The 17,038-nt window shown below is 46.1% G+C and carries 12 protein-coding genes; 7 read left to right on the plus strand and 5 right to left on the minus strand.

Annotated elements, in window-relative coordinates:
• Positions 1 to 201 precede the first annotated feature (201 nt).
• The 6 genes from RCO84_RS03710 to ilvC all read left to right on the plus strand — a co-directional run bounded on the left by RCO84_RS03710 (position 202) and on the right by ilvC (position 8,144).
• Complete coding sequence (locus RCO84_RS03710) at positions 202 to 1,347, plus strand: OmpA family protein (protein ID WP_287797502.1); 1,146 nt, start codon at positions 202 to 204, stop codon at positions 1,345 to 1,347.
• 385 nt (positions 1,348 to 1,732) lie between these two features.
• On the plus strand, positions 1,733 to 3,535 hold the full coding sequence (gene ilvD, locus RCO84_RS03715; protein WP_317583964.1) for a dihydroxy-acid dehydratase: 1,803 nt from the start codon (positions 1,733 to 1,735) through the stop codon (positions 3,533 to 3,535).
• A gap of 82 nt (positions 3,536 to 3,617) precedes the next feature.
• The gene (ilvB, locus tag RCO84_RS03720) at positions 3,618 to 5,333 is read left to right on the plus strand and encodes a biosynthetic-type acetolactate synthase large subunit (RefSeq protein ID WP_317583966.1); all 1,716 of its coding nucleotides are present in this window, start codon (positions 3,618 to 3,620) and stop codon (positions 5,331 to 5,333) included.
• A gap of 105 nt (positions 5,334 to 5,438) precedes the next feature.
• Positions 5,439 to 5,984 (plus strand): acetolactate synthase small subunit, encoded by a 546-nt coding sequence (ilvN, locus tag RCO84_RS03725; protein ID WP_287797506.1) that lies wholly within the window; start codon positions 5,439 to 5,441, stop codon positions 5,982 to 5,984.
• A 116-nt stretch (positions 5,985 to 6,100) separates the two neighbouring features.
• Entirely contained in the window at positions 6,101 to 6,904 is an 804-nt protein-coding gene (locus tag RCO84_RS03730) for an acyl-[acyl-carrier-protein] thioesterase (RefSeq protein ID WP_144152270.1), read from the plus strand.
• A 196-nt stretch (positions 6,905 to 7,100) separates the two neighbouring features.
• Positions 7,101 to 8,144: a ketol-acid reductoisomerase gene (gene ilvC, locus RCO84_RS03735; protein WP_144152272.1), complete on the plus strand. Its 1,044-nt coding sequence runs from the start codon at positions 7,101 to 7,103 to the stop codon at positions 8,142 to 8,144.
• A gap of 142 nt (positions 8,145 to 8,286) precedes the next feature.
• On the opposite strand, the gene RCO84_RS03740 is transcribed toward ilvC, so the two are convergent.
• From RCO84_RS03740 to RCO84_RS03755, 4 genes are all read right to left on the minus strand, one after another.
• Positions 8,287 to 10,182, minus strand: a complete 1,896-nt coding sequence (locus RCO84_RS03740; RefSeq protein WP_144152274.1) for a RecQ family ATP-dependent DNA helicase — start codon at positions 10,180 to 10,182, stop codon at positions 8,287 to 8,289.
• Between the two features lie 115 nt (positions 10,183 to 10,297).
• Positions 10,298 to 12,019: a single-stranded-DNA-specific exonuclease RecJ gene (recJ, locus tag RCO84_RS03745; protein ID WP_006847382.1), complete on the minus strand. Its 1,722-nt coding sequence runs from the start codon at positions 12,017 to 12,019 to the stop codon at positions 10,298 to 10,300.
• 252 nt (positions 12,020 to 12,271) lie between these two features.
• Positions 12,272 to 13,483 carry a C1 family peptidase gene (locus RCO84_RS03750; RefSeq protein ID WP_287862069.1) on the minus strand — a complete coding sequence of 404 codons (1,212 nt, stop codon included), beginning with the start codon at positions 13,481 to 13,483 and terminating at the stop codon, positions 12,272 to 12,274.
• Positions 13,484 to 13,566: 83 nt separating this feature from the next.
• On the minus strand, positions 13,567 to 14,973 hold the full coding sequence (locus RCO84_RS03755) for an aminopeptidase P family protein (RefSeq protein ID WP_317583970.1): 1,407 nt from the start codon (positions 14,971 to 14,973) through the stop codon (positions 13,567 to 13,569).
• Between the two features lie 208 nt (positions 14,974 to 15,181).
• Between RCO84_RS03755 and RCO84_RS03760 the strand changes: the two genes are divergently transcribed.
• Positions 15,182 to 16,033 (plus strand): patatin-like phospholipase family protein, encoded by an 852-nt coding sequence (locus tag RCO84_RS03760; RefSeq protein ID WP_144152283.1) that lies wholly within the window; start codon positions 15,182 to 15,184, stop codon positions 16,031 to 16,033.
• 145 nt (positions 16,034 to 16,178) lie between these two features.
• Here RCO84_RS03760 and trmD read toward each other — a convergent pair whose 3' ends face one another.
• A complete protein-coding gene (gene trmD, locus RCO84_RS03765; RefSeq protein ID WP_006847387.1) occupies positions 16,179 to 16,853 on the minus strand; it encodes a tRNA (guanosine(37)-N1)-methyltransferase TrmD in 675 nt (224 codons plus the stop codon).
• Between the last annotated feature and the right edge of the window lie 185 nt (positions 16,854 to 17,038).

The following is a 17,038-nucleotide window of genomic DNA, read 5'->3' on the forward strand; positions in this document are numbered from 1 at the left end:
AACCAATAATGGCTCAGATTATTCATTTTGAGTAAAATAGAATGGAGAAATAGGATATTAAAATGTTCTTTTTCTCCATTTTTTATGTTTTACAGCATAAAATATGGCCAAAAATTTGGTAGTTAATAATTTTTTTTATTATTTTGCATGTTGAAAATGAAGTTTTAAGTAATTTATATACAATCAAATTTTAGAGAGAAAATGAAAAAGTTAGTATTAATGTTTGCTGCTGCCGTAATGGCAGTGTCTGCATCTGCTCAGACTACACAGGAGAGCAAGTTCTTTGACAATTGGTATCTTGGTGTAAACGTTGGAGCTGCTACAAAGACTACTCACAATGCATGGTTCAAGAACGTAAATCCTTCAGTAGGTGTACGTCTCGGAAAGTGGTTTACTCCAGTTTGGGGTGCTGCTGTAGAGGCTGACCTCTATGCTCGTAACCGCAACCTGCCTTATACACATAAGACTTTGGTTCGTGGTGCAAGCGGTAAGTTCATCGGTACAATCAATGCAACAAACCTCTTCTTGGGTTACAAGGGTGAGCCACGTAAATTCGAAATCATCCCATTGGCAGGCATCGGCGGTTACCACTCTTTCAATCTTCATAATGGCAACCTCAATGCCCTCACAGCTAACGCAGGTGTTGACTTCGCATTCAACCTTGGCGCAAACAAGGCTTGGCAGGTATATGTAGAGCCATCTATGAATTGGTTCCTTCACGACAACAAGAGTGCTTGCAATGGTTGCCAGTTTGATGTTAACAAGTCTGCTTTCCAGGTTAAGGTGGGTGTTAACTACAAGTTCAAGGGTTCTAACAACTCTCACAACTTCACTATCGTAACTCCACGCGACCAGAACGAGATTGATGGTTTGAATGGTCAGATCAACAACCTCCGCAACGACTTGAATAGCAAGGATTCTGAACTCGCAGCTAAGGACAAGCAGATCAATGATCTCCAGAATGCGCTCAATGAGTGCCAGAAGGCTCCTAAGTATGTAAAGCCAGCTACTGCTACCAATTTGCAGCCAACAGTATTGTTTACTGTAGGTAAGTCAAAAGTAGAGCGTAGCCAGATGCCAAACATCGAGATGATTGCTCAGTATATGAAGAATCATCCAGATGCTAAGGTTGAAATTAAGGGTTATGCATCTCCAGAGGGTTCTAAGGAACTTAACCAGAAACTTTCTGAGGCTCGTGCCAATGCTGTAAAGAACATTCTCGTTAAGACTTACAAGATTAGCGCAAATCGTCTTCAGGCTAAGGGTATGGGTGCTACTGACAAGCTCTTCAAGCAGGTTGAGTTCAACCGTGTTGCTACATTCAATGATAACAATGCAGCTGAATAAAGAAATAAGTAGTTTCAGATATTTGGTCTTGTGACCAGATCCTCCTAAACTTCGGTTTAGGAGGATTTTTTTTCTTCTTACCTTTCTTACATGTCTGGCCGCCTCGCTTTATACTTTTTCGTCAGGTAATCTTAATAAGATAAGAGTTCAGTGTGGTTAATAAGCTCTTTCTTGTTTTTTTTTTTGCACAAAATCAGCAGAAATGAGTATCTATTGTGATAAATTGTAAGCATTTTATTTGTTTTTCTAACAAAAAAACGAAGTTTTCTGAAATTTTATACGAAATTAGTTGGCTATTACATAAATTCTCTGTATCTTTGCAGGCAAATTATAACAAATGGGCTCGAAAGAGTCCTTTTAAGCAAGGAAATAAAAGAAAAAAGATATGAAACATCCATTAAGAAGTAGCGTCTGCACTGAAGGCAGAAGAATGGCAGGTGCCCGAGCACTCTGGGTAGCTGCAGGTATGAAACACGAGCAGTTTGGTAAACCAATCATTGCTATCGTGAACAGCTTTACTCAGTTTGTGCCAGGTCATACCCATCTTCATGAAATCGGTCAGATCGTCAAGAAGGAAATCGAAGCTATGGGGTGCTACGCAGCCGAATTCAATACCATCGCCGTTGACGACGGTATCGCAATGGGACACGACGGAATGCTCTATTCCCTCCCAAGCCGTGACATCATTGCCGACTCTGTAGAATACATGGTCAATGCTCACAAGGCCGACGCCATGATCTGCATCTCAAACTGCGACAAGGTAACACCAGGTATGCTCATGGCATCTATGCGACTGAACATTCCTACCGTGTTCTGCTCAGGTGGACCTATGGAAGCCGGACGCTGGAAGGGTGAGAACGCCGACTTGATTACAGCTATGATTAAGGGTGCTGATACAAGCGTTTCTGACGAGGAGATGACGCAGATTGAGCAGTGCGCCTGCCCAGGTTGCGGTAGCTGCTCAGGTATGTTTACCGCCAACTCAATGAACTCACTCACTGAGGCCATCGGTCTGAGTTTGCCAGGCAACGGAACCATTCTTGCTACCCACAAAAACCGCATCCAACTTTTTAAAGATGCAGCACGCCAGATAGTTAAGAACGCTTATGCATATTATGAGGACGGCGACGAGAGCGTATTGCCACGCAATATAGCTACCCGCGACGCATTCCTCAACGCCATGACCCTGGACATCGCCATGGGCGGAAGCACCAACACCGTGCTTCACTTGCTGGCAGTAGCTCAGGAAGCTGGCGCAGACTTCAAGATGGAAGACATCGACCAATTGAGCCGCAAGGTGCCTTGCCTCTGCAAGTTGAGCCCTAACACCCAGAAATACAGTGTACAGGAGTGCAACCGCGCAGGTGGTATCCTCGGTATCCTGAACGAGCTGAACAAGGGCGGTCTGATCAACGGCACCGTAAAGCGTGTTGACGGCAAAACACTCGATGAGCAGATGAAGAAATATGACATTACCGGCACAGAGATTGATGCCGAGGCTGACAGAATCTACCATTCAGCACCGGGCAGAAAGTTCTCTACCCAGATGGGTAGCCAGGATGCTCAGTGGGAGAGTCTTGACACCGACCGCACCGAGGGTTGTATCCGCGACCTCGAGCATGCTTACACCAAGGATGGCGGACTGGCTGTGCTCTTCGGCAACATCGCCCAGAACGGTTGTGTAGTAAAGACAGCCGGCGTAGACCCAGTGCTCTGGCATTTTGAGGGTCCAGCCGTATGCTTTGATTCTCAGGAAGATGCATGCGAAGGCATCCTCGGCGGAAAGGTTAACTCAGGCGACTGCGTAGTCATCACCCACGAGGGTCCGAAGGGTGGCCCTGGTATGCAGGAGATGCTCTACCCAACCTCTTACATCAAGAGCCGTCACCTGGGCAAGGAATGTGCTCTCATTACCGACGGCCGCTTCTCAGGCGGTACATCAGGCTTGAGCATCGGTCACATCAGTCCTGAGGCTGCAGCAGGTGGTAACATCGGCAAGATTAAGGATGGAGACATCATCGTCATTGATATCCCTAGCCGCTCCATCAATGTGAAGCTATCTGACGAGGAACTCGCAGCACGCCCACAGCAGCCGCTTAAGCGCAACCGCGTGGTTAGCAAGGCACTGCGCGCTTATGCCCAGAGCGTAAGTTCGGCAGATAAGGGCGGTGTGAGAATCATCGACTAGTCTTCGAGAGTCTTTGAAAAGACAGTTTTAGAGTCTTTGAGAAAAGAAAAATTTTTGAATTATTCAGAATAATAACATATAAATGGCAAAAGAAGTAATAACAGGAGCCGAAGCACTGATGCGCTCCCTGAAAAACGAGGATGTTAAAACCATCTTCGGATATCCGGGCGGCAGCATCATGCCAGTGTTTGATGCACTGTACGGTTATACGAGAGGTGAAAAGAAGATGTTTGACCACATTTTGGTACGTCACGAGCAGGCTGCTGCTCACGCTGCACAGGGTTATGCCCGAGTCAGTGGCGAAGTGGGCGTCGCTCTTGTCACTAGTGGTCCTGGAGCTACTAATACATTGACCGGCATCGCTGATGCCATGATGGATTCTACACCAATCGTAGTCATCGCCGGACAGGTAGGCGTAGGTGCCCTGGGTACCGATGCCTTCCAGGAGGTAGACCTCGTGGGTGTTACCCAGCCAATCTCCAAGTGGTCTTACCAGATACGCCGTGCCGAGGATGTGGCATGGGCTGTGAGCCGTGCTTTCTACATCGCCCGCAGCGGACGTCCGGGACCTGTGGTGCTCGACTTTACAAAGAATGCGCAGGTGGCTACATGCGAGTGGGAACCAGTGAAATGTGAGAAGGTTACATCTTATAAACCTTATCCTAAGATAGATGAAAAGGCGGTGGCTGAAGCTGCCGAACTCATCAACAATGCCAAGAAACCATTCGCCCTCGTGGGGCATGGAGTAGAGCTTGGCGGTGCACATAATGAACTCATCGAATTCCTCGAGAAGGCAGATATCCCTGCCGGCAGAACCCTGCTCGGCCTTTCTGCCCTGCCTAGCAACCACCCGCTCAACATGGGTATGCTCGGCATGCATGGTTCTTATGCTACCAACATGAAGACCCAGGAGTGTGATGTGCTCATCGCCATCGGTATGCGTTTCAGCGACCGTATCACAGGCGTGCCTTCTAAGTATGCTCCTCAGGCCAAGATTATTCACCTGGACATTGACAAGGCTGAGATTGATAAGGTTATCAAGACCGATGTGGCTGTTGTGGGCGACTGCAAGCAGAGTCTGCCAGCCATTACCCGCCTGCTGAACAAGAATGTTCACCGCGAGTGGAGAGACTCCTTCGAGGAATACCGCCAGCAGGAACAGGAGAAGGTAATAGAGAAAGATATCCATCCTACAGAGGGACCGCTGCTTATGGGCGAGGTGACCAACGTGGTAACGGAAGCTACTCATAATGAAGCAGTTCTTGTAAACGACGTAGGCCAGAACCAGATGATCAGTAGCCGCTACTTTAAGTTTACCAAGAAGCTGAGCATCGTAACTAGTGGTGGTTTCGGAACCATGGGCTTCGGCCTTCCGGCAGCCATCGGTGCCACCTTCGGAGCTCCCGACCGCATCATCTGCTGTTTCTTCGGCGACGGCGGTTTCCAGATGAACATCCAGGAACTAGGCACTATCATGGAGCAGCAGGCACCGGTAAAGATGATTCTGCTGAACAACAACTATCTGGGCAACGTTCGCCAGTGGCAAGACCTGATGTTCGGCGGCCGTCACTCTTTCACCCACATGATGAATCCTCATTATGCAGAGATTGCCAAGGCCTACGGCATACCATACGATGTGGTAATAGACCGCAAGGACCTTCAGGCTAAGGTGGAGAAGATGATCAGCACCAAGGGTCCTTACCTGTTGGAGTGCGCCATCAAGGAGAATGAAGACATCGTTCCGATGACGCTGCCGGGCAAGAGTGTAGATGAGATGCAACTTGAGTTGAATTATTAAAAGCTTTCGGCTATATATAATAAGGTGTAAATTCCTTCATGAGGGAGCATCCTCCGAAAAGGAAAGACTCCGAAAAGTAACCGATTATTTTTAAAATTTGGAAAAATGGAGAATAACAACGAAAAGAAATTATATACATTGCTTGTTTACTCAGAAAACATTGCCGGTATCCTGAATCAGATTACTGCCGTGTTTACTCGCAGACAGGTAAACATTGAGAGCTTGAATGTTTCGGCCAGCAGTATCAAGAATATACACAAGTATACCATCACGGTTTGGAGTGTTGAAGAGCAGATTGAGAAAATCAACAAGGCAATAGAGAAGAAGATTGACGTGGTGAAGAGCGATTACTACACCGACGACCAGATCTTCATCCATGAAGTGGCTCTCTTCAAGATTTCCACTCCGGTATTGCTTGAAAATCCAGAGGTTTCGCGCACCATCCGCAAGCATGATGCCCGCATGATGGAGGTGAATCCTACCTACAGTACCGTGCTTCTGGCAGGACTTACCGAAGACATCGCCGACCTCTTCCAGCAGCTTAACAGCTACAACTGCCTCCTTCAGTATACCCGAAGCGGCAGAATCGCTGTTACGAGAAGTTTTGACGAACCCATCTCTGATTATCTCAAGCAGAATTCAGAAGAATAGATTTCTTTTATATTTTGATGCCCTTTGTTCCTCTGGCTTCAAACTAGCGGAGCAGGGGGCTTTTTCGGTTTAAAACAACAAGACAAACAACAAGATAAAAGGACGAGACAGATATTATGGAACAGAAAATATTAGATAAGGTAGGGCGTTACGAATTTCTTTCGGAGCCTTTCCACTGCGATTTCAGCAGCCACCTCTTTATGGGGCATCTCGGAAATCATCTGCTCAATGCTGCCGATTTTCACAGCAACGACCGCGGGTTCGGCATGAACTACCTCATGCCCCAACACAAGACATGGGTTCTCAGCCGACTGGCCATTGAGATGGCAGAGATGCCGAAGTCTTACGACCGCTTTGTGATAGAAACCTGGTGCGAGAGTGCCATGAAATATTTCACATCCCGAGATTTCAAAATCTGCGGCAAGACATCATCATCAGAAGAAGCCAAGGTTTACGGTTACGGCAAGAGCGTGTGGGCAATGATTGATACGGAAACCCGACAGCCTGTTGATATTTTTGAAATTCACGACGGGCTTATCAAAGAATATATTGATTCGGACAAACCTTGTCCTATCCAGGCAAGTTCGAGAGTGAAAATGGGCAAGGATGCCAAGCTGGTGAGAACCATTGACACCTATTATCATGATGTAGATGTTAACGGGCACATCAACTCGGTAAAATACATCGAACATATCCTCGACCTCTTTGATCTGGATTATTACAAAAATCACTTTTTGCAAAGATTTGAGATAGCTTACGTAGCAGAAAGTCACCAGGGAGACCAACTTCATTTCTATTTGGAAGAAACAAGTGAGGCAGAAAAAATGCAAGAATACTGCATAAAGATAACAAAAACCAGCAAAAATGACGCAAATGAGGTGGAAGTTGTAAGAAGTAAGGCTAAATTTATTAAAAATTGAAAGAAAAATTTGGTAGTTTCATTTTATTTGCTTATCTTTGCACTCAGAAAATAAGAATAAACCCAGAGCCGCCTTCTTGGATAGGGGGTGGACGGATCAAACAGGCTCTCTTTGGATAAGAATTCAGCTCGCATCCGTATGGACAAGTATAACCCGCGGCTCCACAAACGGCAAGCCGCACAAAAAATTAAAAAATATGGCAGAAATGAATTTCGGTGGCGTAATGGAAACTGTTGTCACCAGTCATGAATTTTCATTGGAGAAAGCACGTGAAGTATTGAAGAACGAAACAATCGCAGTTATCGGTTATGGTATCCAGGGTCCTGGTCAGGCTTGTAACCTTCGCGATAATGGTTTCAACGTCATCGTCGGACAGCGTCAGGGTAAGACCTACGAGAAGTGTCTGAAGGATGGTTGGGTTCCTGGTAAGACTCTGTTCTCTATCGAGGAAGCTGCTGAAAAGGGTACTATCATCTGTATGTTGCTTTCTGATGCCGGTCAGATTGCATGCTGGCCAAAGATTAAGCCATACCTCACACCAGGTAAGACTTTGTATTATTCACATGGTTTCGCTATCAACTGGAGCGACCGTACAGGCGTTGTTCCACCAAAGGATATTGATGTTATCATGGTTGCTCCTAAGGGTTCTGGTACTTCTCTCCGCACTATGTTCTGTGAGGGGCGTGGTTTGAACTGCTCTTACGCTGTATACCAGGATGCATCTGGCAAGGCAGAGGATAAGACTATTGCCTTCGGTATCGGTATCGGTGCCGGTTATTTGTTCAAGACAACATTCCAGCGTGAGGCTACTTCTGACCTCACAGGTGAGCGTGGCTCATTGATGGGTGCAATTGAGGGATTGTTGGAGGCACAGTATGACGTGCTCCGCGAGAATGGTCACTCACCATCTGAGGCTTTCAACGAGACTGTTGAGGAGCTCACACAGAGCCTTGGCCCTCTCTTCGGTGCTAAGGGTATGGATTGGATGTATGCTAACTGTTCAACAACAGCTCAGCGTGGTGCTCTTGACTGGGCTCCTCGTTTCCGTGAGGCTATCAAGCCTGTAATGGAGTGGTTGTACTACTCTGTAAAGACAGGTAACGAGGCTCAGATTTCTATCGACAAGAACTCTCAGGCTGATTACCGCGAGAAGTTGAACGCTGAACTCGAGGCTATGCGCAACAAGGAAATGTGGCAGGCTGGTGTTACAGTTCGTAAACTTCGCCCTGAGAATAACTAATTTTTTTCTCGTACATAATGTTGAAAAGGGAATGGCCCGAGAGGTGTCGTTCCCTTTTTTCTGTTTATAAGGGGCTTTAGTGATTTCATTTGGGAGCGGCCTCATAAAGTATAACTTATGATTCACCTTTCTACTATTTCATTTATGGGGCATGAACGATTTTGTCTCCCTCGACATAAAACATATTCTCTGCAACCATTTCTTCAAGAACTGCAGCCATATCTTCTGAATCATATTTCAGTTGGTTTAATTCTGTAATGTCATGTGGCTTTCCGTCTTTCAGCAAGTCTAGAATTTCTGATATAATAGTTTGCTTCTGGGGTATTTTGTGGTCTATGCAGACATCACATATCCCGCAGTCGTCCTTCATTTTCGTTTTTTCGCCAAAATAACTCAGAAGCTGGCGCGAACGGCAGATGCTGTCATTCTTTGCATAACTGATAATGCTCTTGATGTGGGCAGTAAACTGTTTCTTGCGTACTTCCCATACCTCCTCAGGGATGATAACTCTGAAACCATCTTCCCTAGGACGCGTGTAGCTGATATAAGGTGTCTTGCGGCGGGGAATGAAGTCGATGATGTGGCGGGCACTCAGATTTTTCAGAATCATGTATACCTGCTGACGGTTTAGTTCGCTTACACGCTCTATCAGCGACTCATCAATGTAAACATAGTCGGTAAACAGACCGCCGTAATTACGCAGAAGCCCCGTAATAACAGACTCTTCCTTCTCCGAAACATTCTCTAGCAGATAGAGATCATTTCGGCTGATGTTAAATCTGATTCTTGCTTTTCCGTCAGGATTGTCCTCGTAGTGGATATAGCCTGAGCGCTCCAGAATGCGCAGAGCCGAGTCTACGCGAGTAGGGAAGTACTTGTAGGTGAAGCAGAACTTCTCTATCTCGAACATGAAAGTCTGTCCCATTCCGCTTCCAACTGCCACCTGAAAAAAGTAAGCAAGATGCTCGTAAACGTCTTTGATGAATTCTTTGTCTGGGAAGGTTTCGTCTATGCGTTTCATGAGTTTGTTTTCATCGCTCTGGTTGTAGAGCAGCACAGCATAAGCCTTTTCGCCGTCTCTTCCGCCTCGTCCCGCCTCTTGAAAATAGGCTTCCAGTGAGTCTGGACAATCTATATGAATTACCATTCTCACATCTGACTTGTCTATTCCCATGCCGAAAGCATTGGTTGCTACCATTACCCTTATCTCGTCATTTTGCCAGTTTTTCTGTCGGATATCCTTCACGTCGGAATCCAGTCCGGCATGGTAAAATGTAGCAGAAATACCTTGTTTGTTCAGTAGTTCTGCCATCTCCTTGGTTCGTTTTCGGCTTCTCGCATAAATGATTGCCGAGCCTTGGGTACACTGCAGGATATGAACCATTTCGGTCAACTTGTCGTTGGTGGTGCGCACCACATAGGCAAGATTCTTGCGGGCAAAACTCATTTTAAATACGTTTTGCTTCTTGAAGTGAAGCTGGTTCTGGATATCTTCTACTACATCGGGAGTGGCCGTAGCCGTAAGAGCAAGGACTGGTACACCGGGCTTCATATCTCTTATTTTTGCAATTTCGAGATAAGACGGGCGGAAATCGTAACCCCACTGGCTGATGCAGTGAGCTTCATCTACCGTGATGAAACTCACCGGAATGTGGCGCAGTTTAGTTTGGAACAATTCTGAAGAAAGACGTTCTGGTGAAACATACAGAAACTTGATTTCACCGAAAATACAATTTTCCAATATTCGGAGAATCTCTTGGCGCGACAATCCTGTGTAGATGGCTTCAGCCAGGATGTTGCGGGCCTTGAGATGCTGTACCTGATCCTTCATCAGCGCAATGAGGGGAGTTACCACAATGCAGACGCCCTTTTGGGCAAGAGCTGGAACCTGGAAGGTGATGGATTTACCGCCACCTGTAGGCATAAGACCGAGGGTATCCTCACCTCGGGCTATACTCTCAATGATGTCTCGTTGTATGCCGCGAAAGTCAGGATACCCCCAATATGTACGTAGTATTTCTTGATATTTATCTGCCATTTTTTGAAACTTTTGCCCTTGCAGATTTCGATGCTTTTGCGTCCTGACGGATTTGCTCTACAAATCCGTGTAATCCGAGTAATCAGTGCCTAATCCATGCATAGGGCTAAGTACCTCATCCTTCGTTTGGACGGATGTCTTCTATCTGAAGTTGAACTTGGTTTTTCTTAAAAATATTCTCTTCTATGGTGAAGGCTATGTCGAAACTTCGCTTACTCTTAATGTAGCGGGCAGCTGCACTCTGACCGAAAGCGATGCCGTTTAAGACCGTGCTCGATTTTGAGTCTACCAGTTCCAACTTGATGTGTTCCTGTTCTCTGCCCACCACCTTGCTGGTACCATAATCATATACCCGGTTGGTGCAGAAAATAGGTTTCTGGTTACATGGACCGAAAGGAGAGAAGCGCTTCAAGTCGGCCTGCAGATGCTTGGTAATGTCTTTAAAGTCAATTTCAGCATCTATGTTGAGCATCGGTTCTGTCTGTTGAGGCGAAATATGCTCTTCTACATAATGCTGGAACCTGTCTCTGAACTCTCTAACCTTATCCCATTTCAAGGTAAGTCCGGCAGCATAGGTATGACCACCGAAATTGAGCAGGAGGTCGCGGCAACTCTTGATGGCTGAGTAGATGTCAAATCCCGTTACGCTACGTGCTGAACCTGTAGCCATATCACCATCCCGGGTCAGAACAATGGTAGGGCGGAAGTAGATTTCGGTGAGTCGGGAAGCAACAATGCCAATGACTCCCTTTTTCCAGCCTTCATCATAGAGCACGATGCTGGAGTTGTGTTTCATGCTTTCCAGACGCGATACGATACCGTTGGCTTCTTCAGTCATCTGCTTGTCTATGTCTTTGCGCTGCTCATTGTACTCATTGATGTGTCTGGCCATGCGCAGGGCTGAGGAATAGTCTCTTTCTACCAGCAGATCTACGCTCAGCTTGCCGTTCTCCATTCTGCCTGAAGCATTGATGCGGGGACCAATCTTGAACACAATATCACTCATAGAGAGCTCGCGTCCGTTCAGTCCGCAGATGTCAATGATGGATTTCAGACCGATACTTGGATTGGTATTCAGCAACTTAAGACCATGGAAGGCGAGTATTCTGTTCTCATCTACCACCGGCACAATGTCGGCAGCAATACTCACGGCGCAGAAGTCGAGCAGAGGAATGAGCCTGGAGAACGGAATGTTGTTGTTCTTGGCAAAAGCCTGCATAAACTTGAACCCTACACCGCATCCGCAGAGATGCTTGAATGGGAATGGATCGTCAGGACGCTTCGGATTGAGTATGGCCACAGCAGGTGGCATCACATCGTCAGGAACGTGATGGTCGCAGATGATGAAGTCTATTCCCAGACTCTTGGCATATTCTATCTCCTGAATAGCCTTGATTCCGCAGTCTAGAATAATAATCAATTTTACACCAGTCTGATGAGCAAAATCTATTCCTTTCTTACTCACTCCGTAACCTTCGTCGTAGCGGTCGGGAATGTAGTAGTCGATGTTTGAATAGAATTGCTGCAAGAATTTGTACACCAGGGCAACGGCGGTGCATCCGTCTACGTCATAGTCTCCGTAAACAAGGATACGTTCCTTTCTACCCATAGCATCGTTCAGGCGGTCTACGGCAATATCCATGTCTTTCATCAGGAATGGATTGATGAGATCTGAGAGTTGTGGACGGAAGAACCGTTTGGCTGCAGACTCTGTTGTAATCTCGCGCTTGATGAGCAAATGGGCAAGAACTGGGCTCATATTTAGCTTGGCGCCTAATTCTTCAGCTGCTTTTTGCTGTTCAGGTGTTGGTGATTCGTAATTCCATTTAAAATGCATTTTAATTATTTTTTATTTCTGCCCCCAAAGTTACGAAAATAAAATGACAAAAGGAAATGTTTAGGGAGGAATTTTACTAAATTACCTAGAAATAAGTAAAAATAAGACTTGTTGGCAACCCAAAATAAGTAAATAAGAGATTTTCTTGGCAACAAAAAAGGCAGCAAACTCATCGGTTTGCTGCCCCTTGAATATTTTTGTTTAGGAGAATGTCCATAGAAAACCTATAGGCTGTTAACTATTAAAACTCTCCTAGATTCCGAGCTTCTTGCGGATGTCCTTAGGAAGGGCGTTCTTGTTAACCATGAAGTCCATAGTCTTGTAAGCTACGAAAGCCTTGGTCATGTACCAGGTTCCCTTGTAGTCACCATACTCGCCCCAAGAGTTCTTAACCATGTAGTACTCCTTGCCGTTCTGATCCTTAGCGATACCGTAGATGTGCATACCATGGTCGTCAGTTGTCTCCCAATTGTCGAATGCTTCCTGACGCATAGCCTGTGTAGGAACAATCTCAGGAGCATTTACGCCGAGAGAATCAAACTTCTCCTTCTTCTCGTCCTTAGAGAGCTTGAACCAATGGTCAGCATCTGTACCGGCCATAGAGCGAACCTTCTTTACGTCGTAAGCGATACCGAGACCCTTGCGAGTGAAACCGTCTTCTGTTACGTCACCTCCCCATGCTACTGTATAACCATTGTTTACAGCGTTGTCGATAATTTTGCAGAGGTCTTCCATAGGAACGTTGTAACTCAAAGGCCAGCGCCAGTTATCCTGTACCTCAACAGCAAACTTGCTCCACATTGGGTGGTGGGTGTAGCTGGTAATGGTTACATAATCATCAAGATTCAAACCGAGGCTCTGGCAGAAGCTCTGTGGAGTATACTGCTTGCCCTCGTATGTAAACTTCTCAGGAGCCTTACCGATGTAAGAGTCGATGATACCCTGAAGACCGCTCTTCCAGGCTGGAGAAAGCTTCTTAGCTGTGCTCTTTGCTACTGCCTCTACGTATGGAGTCATTACATTGAAGAACTCACCGAAGTTAGCCAAAGAGTCACCTGTCAATGAACCTGGTGCAGGCATGGCAGACTCAGGTACAATACCATAGTGCTGCAAAGCATAGAGTACATCGTAGGCGCTACCACCCTCAGAGAAGCTCACGTCGCCGTGCATTCTTACAGCCATTGTGGCGCGGTCCATATAAGTCTTGTTGGCTACGAACATTTCGCTGAGGTCGTAGGTCTTGCCTGTCTTCTTCAAGATTTCGCTCTCGAAGTAGCTGAGGGTAGAGTAAGCCCAGCACGTACCACTGCGGTTCTGGTCCTTGATGCTAGTGATAGGATTCTGCTTTACTACAGTAAATACAGGTTTGTTCTTTGCTACTTCTGCAGAGTCTGCAGCTTTCTTCGCATTTGCTCCTGTGGCTACCAAAGCCATCAAGGCTGCAACAATCATAGTTTTCTTCATGAATTCTTTTCTCTTTATATTAATGTTCTTGTTATATCTTCTCTCTGATTCCTTTTTCTGAAATGATTTCTCTTTCAGGAATTTTATTCCTTGTTGGCTGCCATGAACTCCTCAACATCTTTTGGATGATAAGGTATGCGGTCTTTGCCCAGGAATCTGCAACCATCTTTGGTGATGAGTACATCGTCCTCAATTCGGATACCACCGAAATCTTTATAGGTCTCAATCTTGTCGAAGTTGAGGAATTCTGCACAGTGACCGGATGCCTTCCAGTCGTCGATGAGGGAAGGGATGAAGTAAACTCCCGGCTCGTCGGTTATCACGAAACCTTCCTGCAGACGGCGACCCATACGCAGGCAGTTGGTACCGAATTGCTCCAGATTAGGGCGTACCTCTTCGTCGAAACCAACGTTAATCTGGTCGAGGTTCTCCATGTCGTGAACATCCATTCCCATCATGTGGCCCAAACCATGAGGCAGGAACATGGCGTGTGCTCCAGCCTTTACAGCCTCTTCTGTATCACCCTTTGCAAGTCCGAGCTCCTTCATGCGGTTGAAGAGCAGGCGGCATACAGAGAAGTGTACGTCTGCCCATTTTACTCCTGGCTTGGCTACATCCAGTGCATGGTCGTGGCATTCTTCTACAATAGAGTAGATTTCCAACTGGCGCTGGCTGAACTTTCCGCTCACCGGCATGGTGCGGGTGTTGTCTGAACAGTAGTTGTTCATAGTTTCTGCACCTGCATCACAGAGTGCCAGTCTGCCTTCTTCCAGTACATTCATAGATGGATAACCATGCTGAATTTCACCGTGCTGACTGAAGATGGTTGGGAAACTGACCATGGCTCCGTAAGAGTGGGCAATACCGCTTACCTGACCTGCAACATATTTTTCTGTCACACCCGGACGTACGAGCTTCATCGCTGTGGTATGCATCTTGTATCCGATGACAGCAGCACGCTCCAATTCCTCGATTTCTTCCTGGGTCTTAGTTGAACGCATCTTCACAACAGCCTTGATGAGGTCCATGCTGGCCTCTTCTTTCTGTTGGTTAGGATGGATGCCCAGAAGGTCGAATACCTGCAGCTTGATGTCGTAGCGGTAAGGTGGCAGGAAATGAATCTTGCGCTTCTTTGACATGGCGTCGTTGCAGATAGTCTTGAGCGTTTTCATAGGTGCTGAGTTGTGAACGCCTACCTGCGCTGCAAGATCGTGAACATTGTCAACGCTTCCGTACCATACGATGTCTACGAGGTCGATGTCGTCGCCAATCAGGGTTTCAATATCGTTGTCTATATCTATCACACCTACCAGACCGTCGCGCTGCAATCCGAAATAATAGAGGAATGTCGAGTCCTGACGGAAAGGGTAATATCCGTTATTAGGGAAATTACATGGTGAATTGTTGTTTCCGAAAAGTATAATTACGCCGCTTTTCACAAGCTTCTTCAGCTCCTGTCTGCGGCTGATGTAAGTCTCTTTGCTGAACATATTTTTAGTATTTTACATTATTTTGCTTGCAAAGTTAGCAATTATTTCCCAAAAAATACGTATCTTTGCAAGCAAAATTGAATAAAACGCGTAAATTTATAAATAATTAATATAAAAACGGCTTTTTGCTAGACAAAATGTAAGAAAATTGTCTATGCTGCGAGCAAAATATAATTATTTTCAGAATTTTAAAAGCAGAGAGTGTGTTATGAAATTGAATTTAAAAACAACAGGTTTGGTTCTTGAGGGAGGAGGCATGCGAGGGGTCTTCACCAGTGGGGTACTGGATGCCTTCATGAAGCATGATGTTCATTTCCCTTATACGGTGGCTGTATCGGCTGGGGCATGTAATGGCATGTCGTATATGAGCCGCCAACCTCGGCGTGCCCGTATCTCTAACATCGATTATCTGGCCCGATACCAGTATATCGGTATTCGCCATCTGGTGACCCAGGGGTGTATCTTCGACCGCAAATTGCTCTACGATAAGTTTCCAAACCAGCTCTTACCCTTCGATTTTGATACCTATTTTAAGTATGCCGATGGTTTCGAGATGGTTACTACAAATTGTCTTACGGGCAAGGCTATGTATCTTTCCGAGAAGCATGACAGGCAGCGTGCACTGGATGTTGTGCGTGCTTCCAGCAGTTTGCCATATGTGAGCAAGATTGTGGAAGTGGATGGCATTCCGATGTTGGATGGTGGTATTGCGGACAGTATTCCGGTACAGCACGCCATTGACATGGGGTGGCAACACAATGTGGTTGTCCTGACTCGCAACAAAGGATGGCGTGATATGGGCAAAGACCGTAAGATACCTTATTTATATAAGAACTATCCTCGCCTGCGTGTGGCTCTGAGTCACCGTCATCGGGCTTATAACGAACAGATCCAGCTTGTAGATGATCTGGAGGCTGCGGGTAAGATTACCTGTATCCGTCCAATCCGTCCGTTGGAAGTTGGCAGAATAGAGAAGGATACCGATAAACTGGAACGCCTCTACGAAGAAGGTTTCATGCTGGGTGAGGCTTTCTGCGAAAAATGCGTAGAAAAAGAATAATATTAATAAGGTGTAGTTGATAAATAAGGTGTAGAGTTTTAGTATATGGCTTGAGAATGAGTAGAATAGTGGTTTTTAGGAACGGATTACACCGTGCCTAAAAATCACCGTTCTGGGTATGATAGTAATCAGCAATGATTTCTTCTTATTTCAGCAGGTCAGGGCGCAGGCGCTTGGTTCTTTCCATGGCCTGGTCGAATTCCCACTGGCGAATCTTGGCTTCGTTGCCACTGAGCAGAATCTCCGGAACCTTCCATCCCTTGTAGTCGGCAGGACGGGTGTAGATAGGGGCGGCAAGAATGTCGTCCTGGAAACAGTCGGAAAGTGCACTCTGTTCGTCGCTGATAACACCCGGAACCAGTCGGATGACGGCATCTGAGATGATGGCTGCAGCAAGTTCGCCACCCGTTAGCACATAATCACCTACACTGATTTCTCGGGTAATGAGATGGTCGCGCACACGCTGGTCAATACCCTTGTAGTGACCGCAGAGGATGATGAGGTTACCCTGCATCGACATTTCGTTGGCTATCTTCTGGTTGAAAGTTTCACCATCTGGCGAAACGTAAATCACGTCATCATACTCGCGCTCCGCCTTCAGCGCAGCAATGCAGCGGTCTATTGGTTCACATTGCATCACCATGCCGGCACTTCCGCCGTATGGATAGTCGTCCACACGCTTCCATTTATCTAATGTGTAGTCACGCAGGTTGTGCAGATGAATCTCCGCTAGACCCTTCTTCTGCGCACGTGCCAGAATGGACTCATTGAAGAATCCCTCCAGCATCTCTGGTAATACTGTAATAATGTCTATTCTCATAACATCTGCAAAAATAATAAATAATGCGGAGAGTACCAAAAAATTTTGCTTTTTCTTTCATTTTAACTCCTCTTTTCTTCACTTTCCTTTCTTTTTTCTCTGTTTTCCTGCCTTTCCGTAGCCATTCTTGTCTTTTCATATCATAATCCTGCTTTTCCGGAGAAAGAGAGTGATTAATGTATAAA

Origin of the sequence: Segatella copri, assembly GCF_949820605.1 — a bacterium.
In the GTDB taxonomy this organism is placed as follows: Bacteria; Bacteroidota; Bacteroidia; order Bacteroidales; family Bacteroidaceae; genus Prevotella.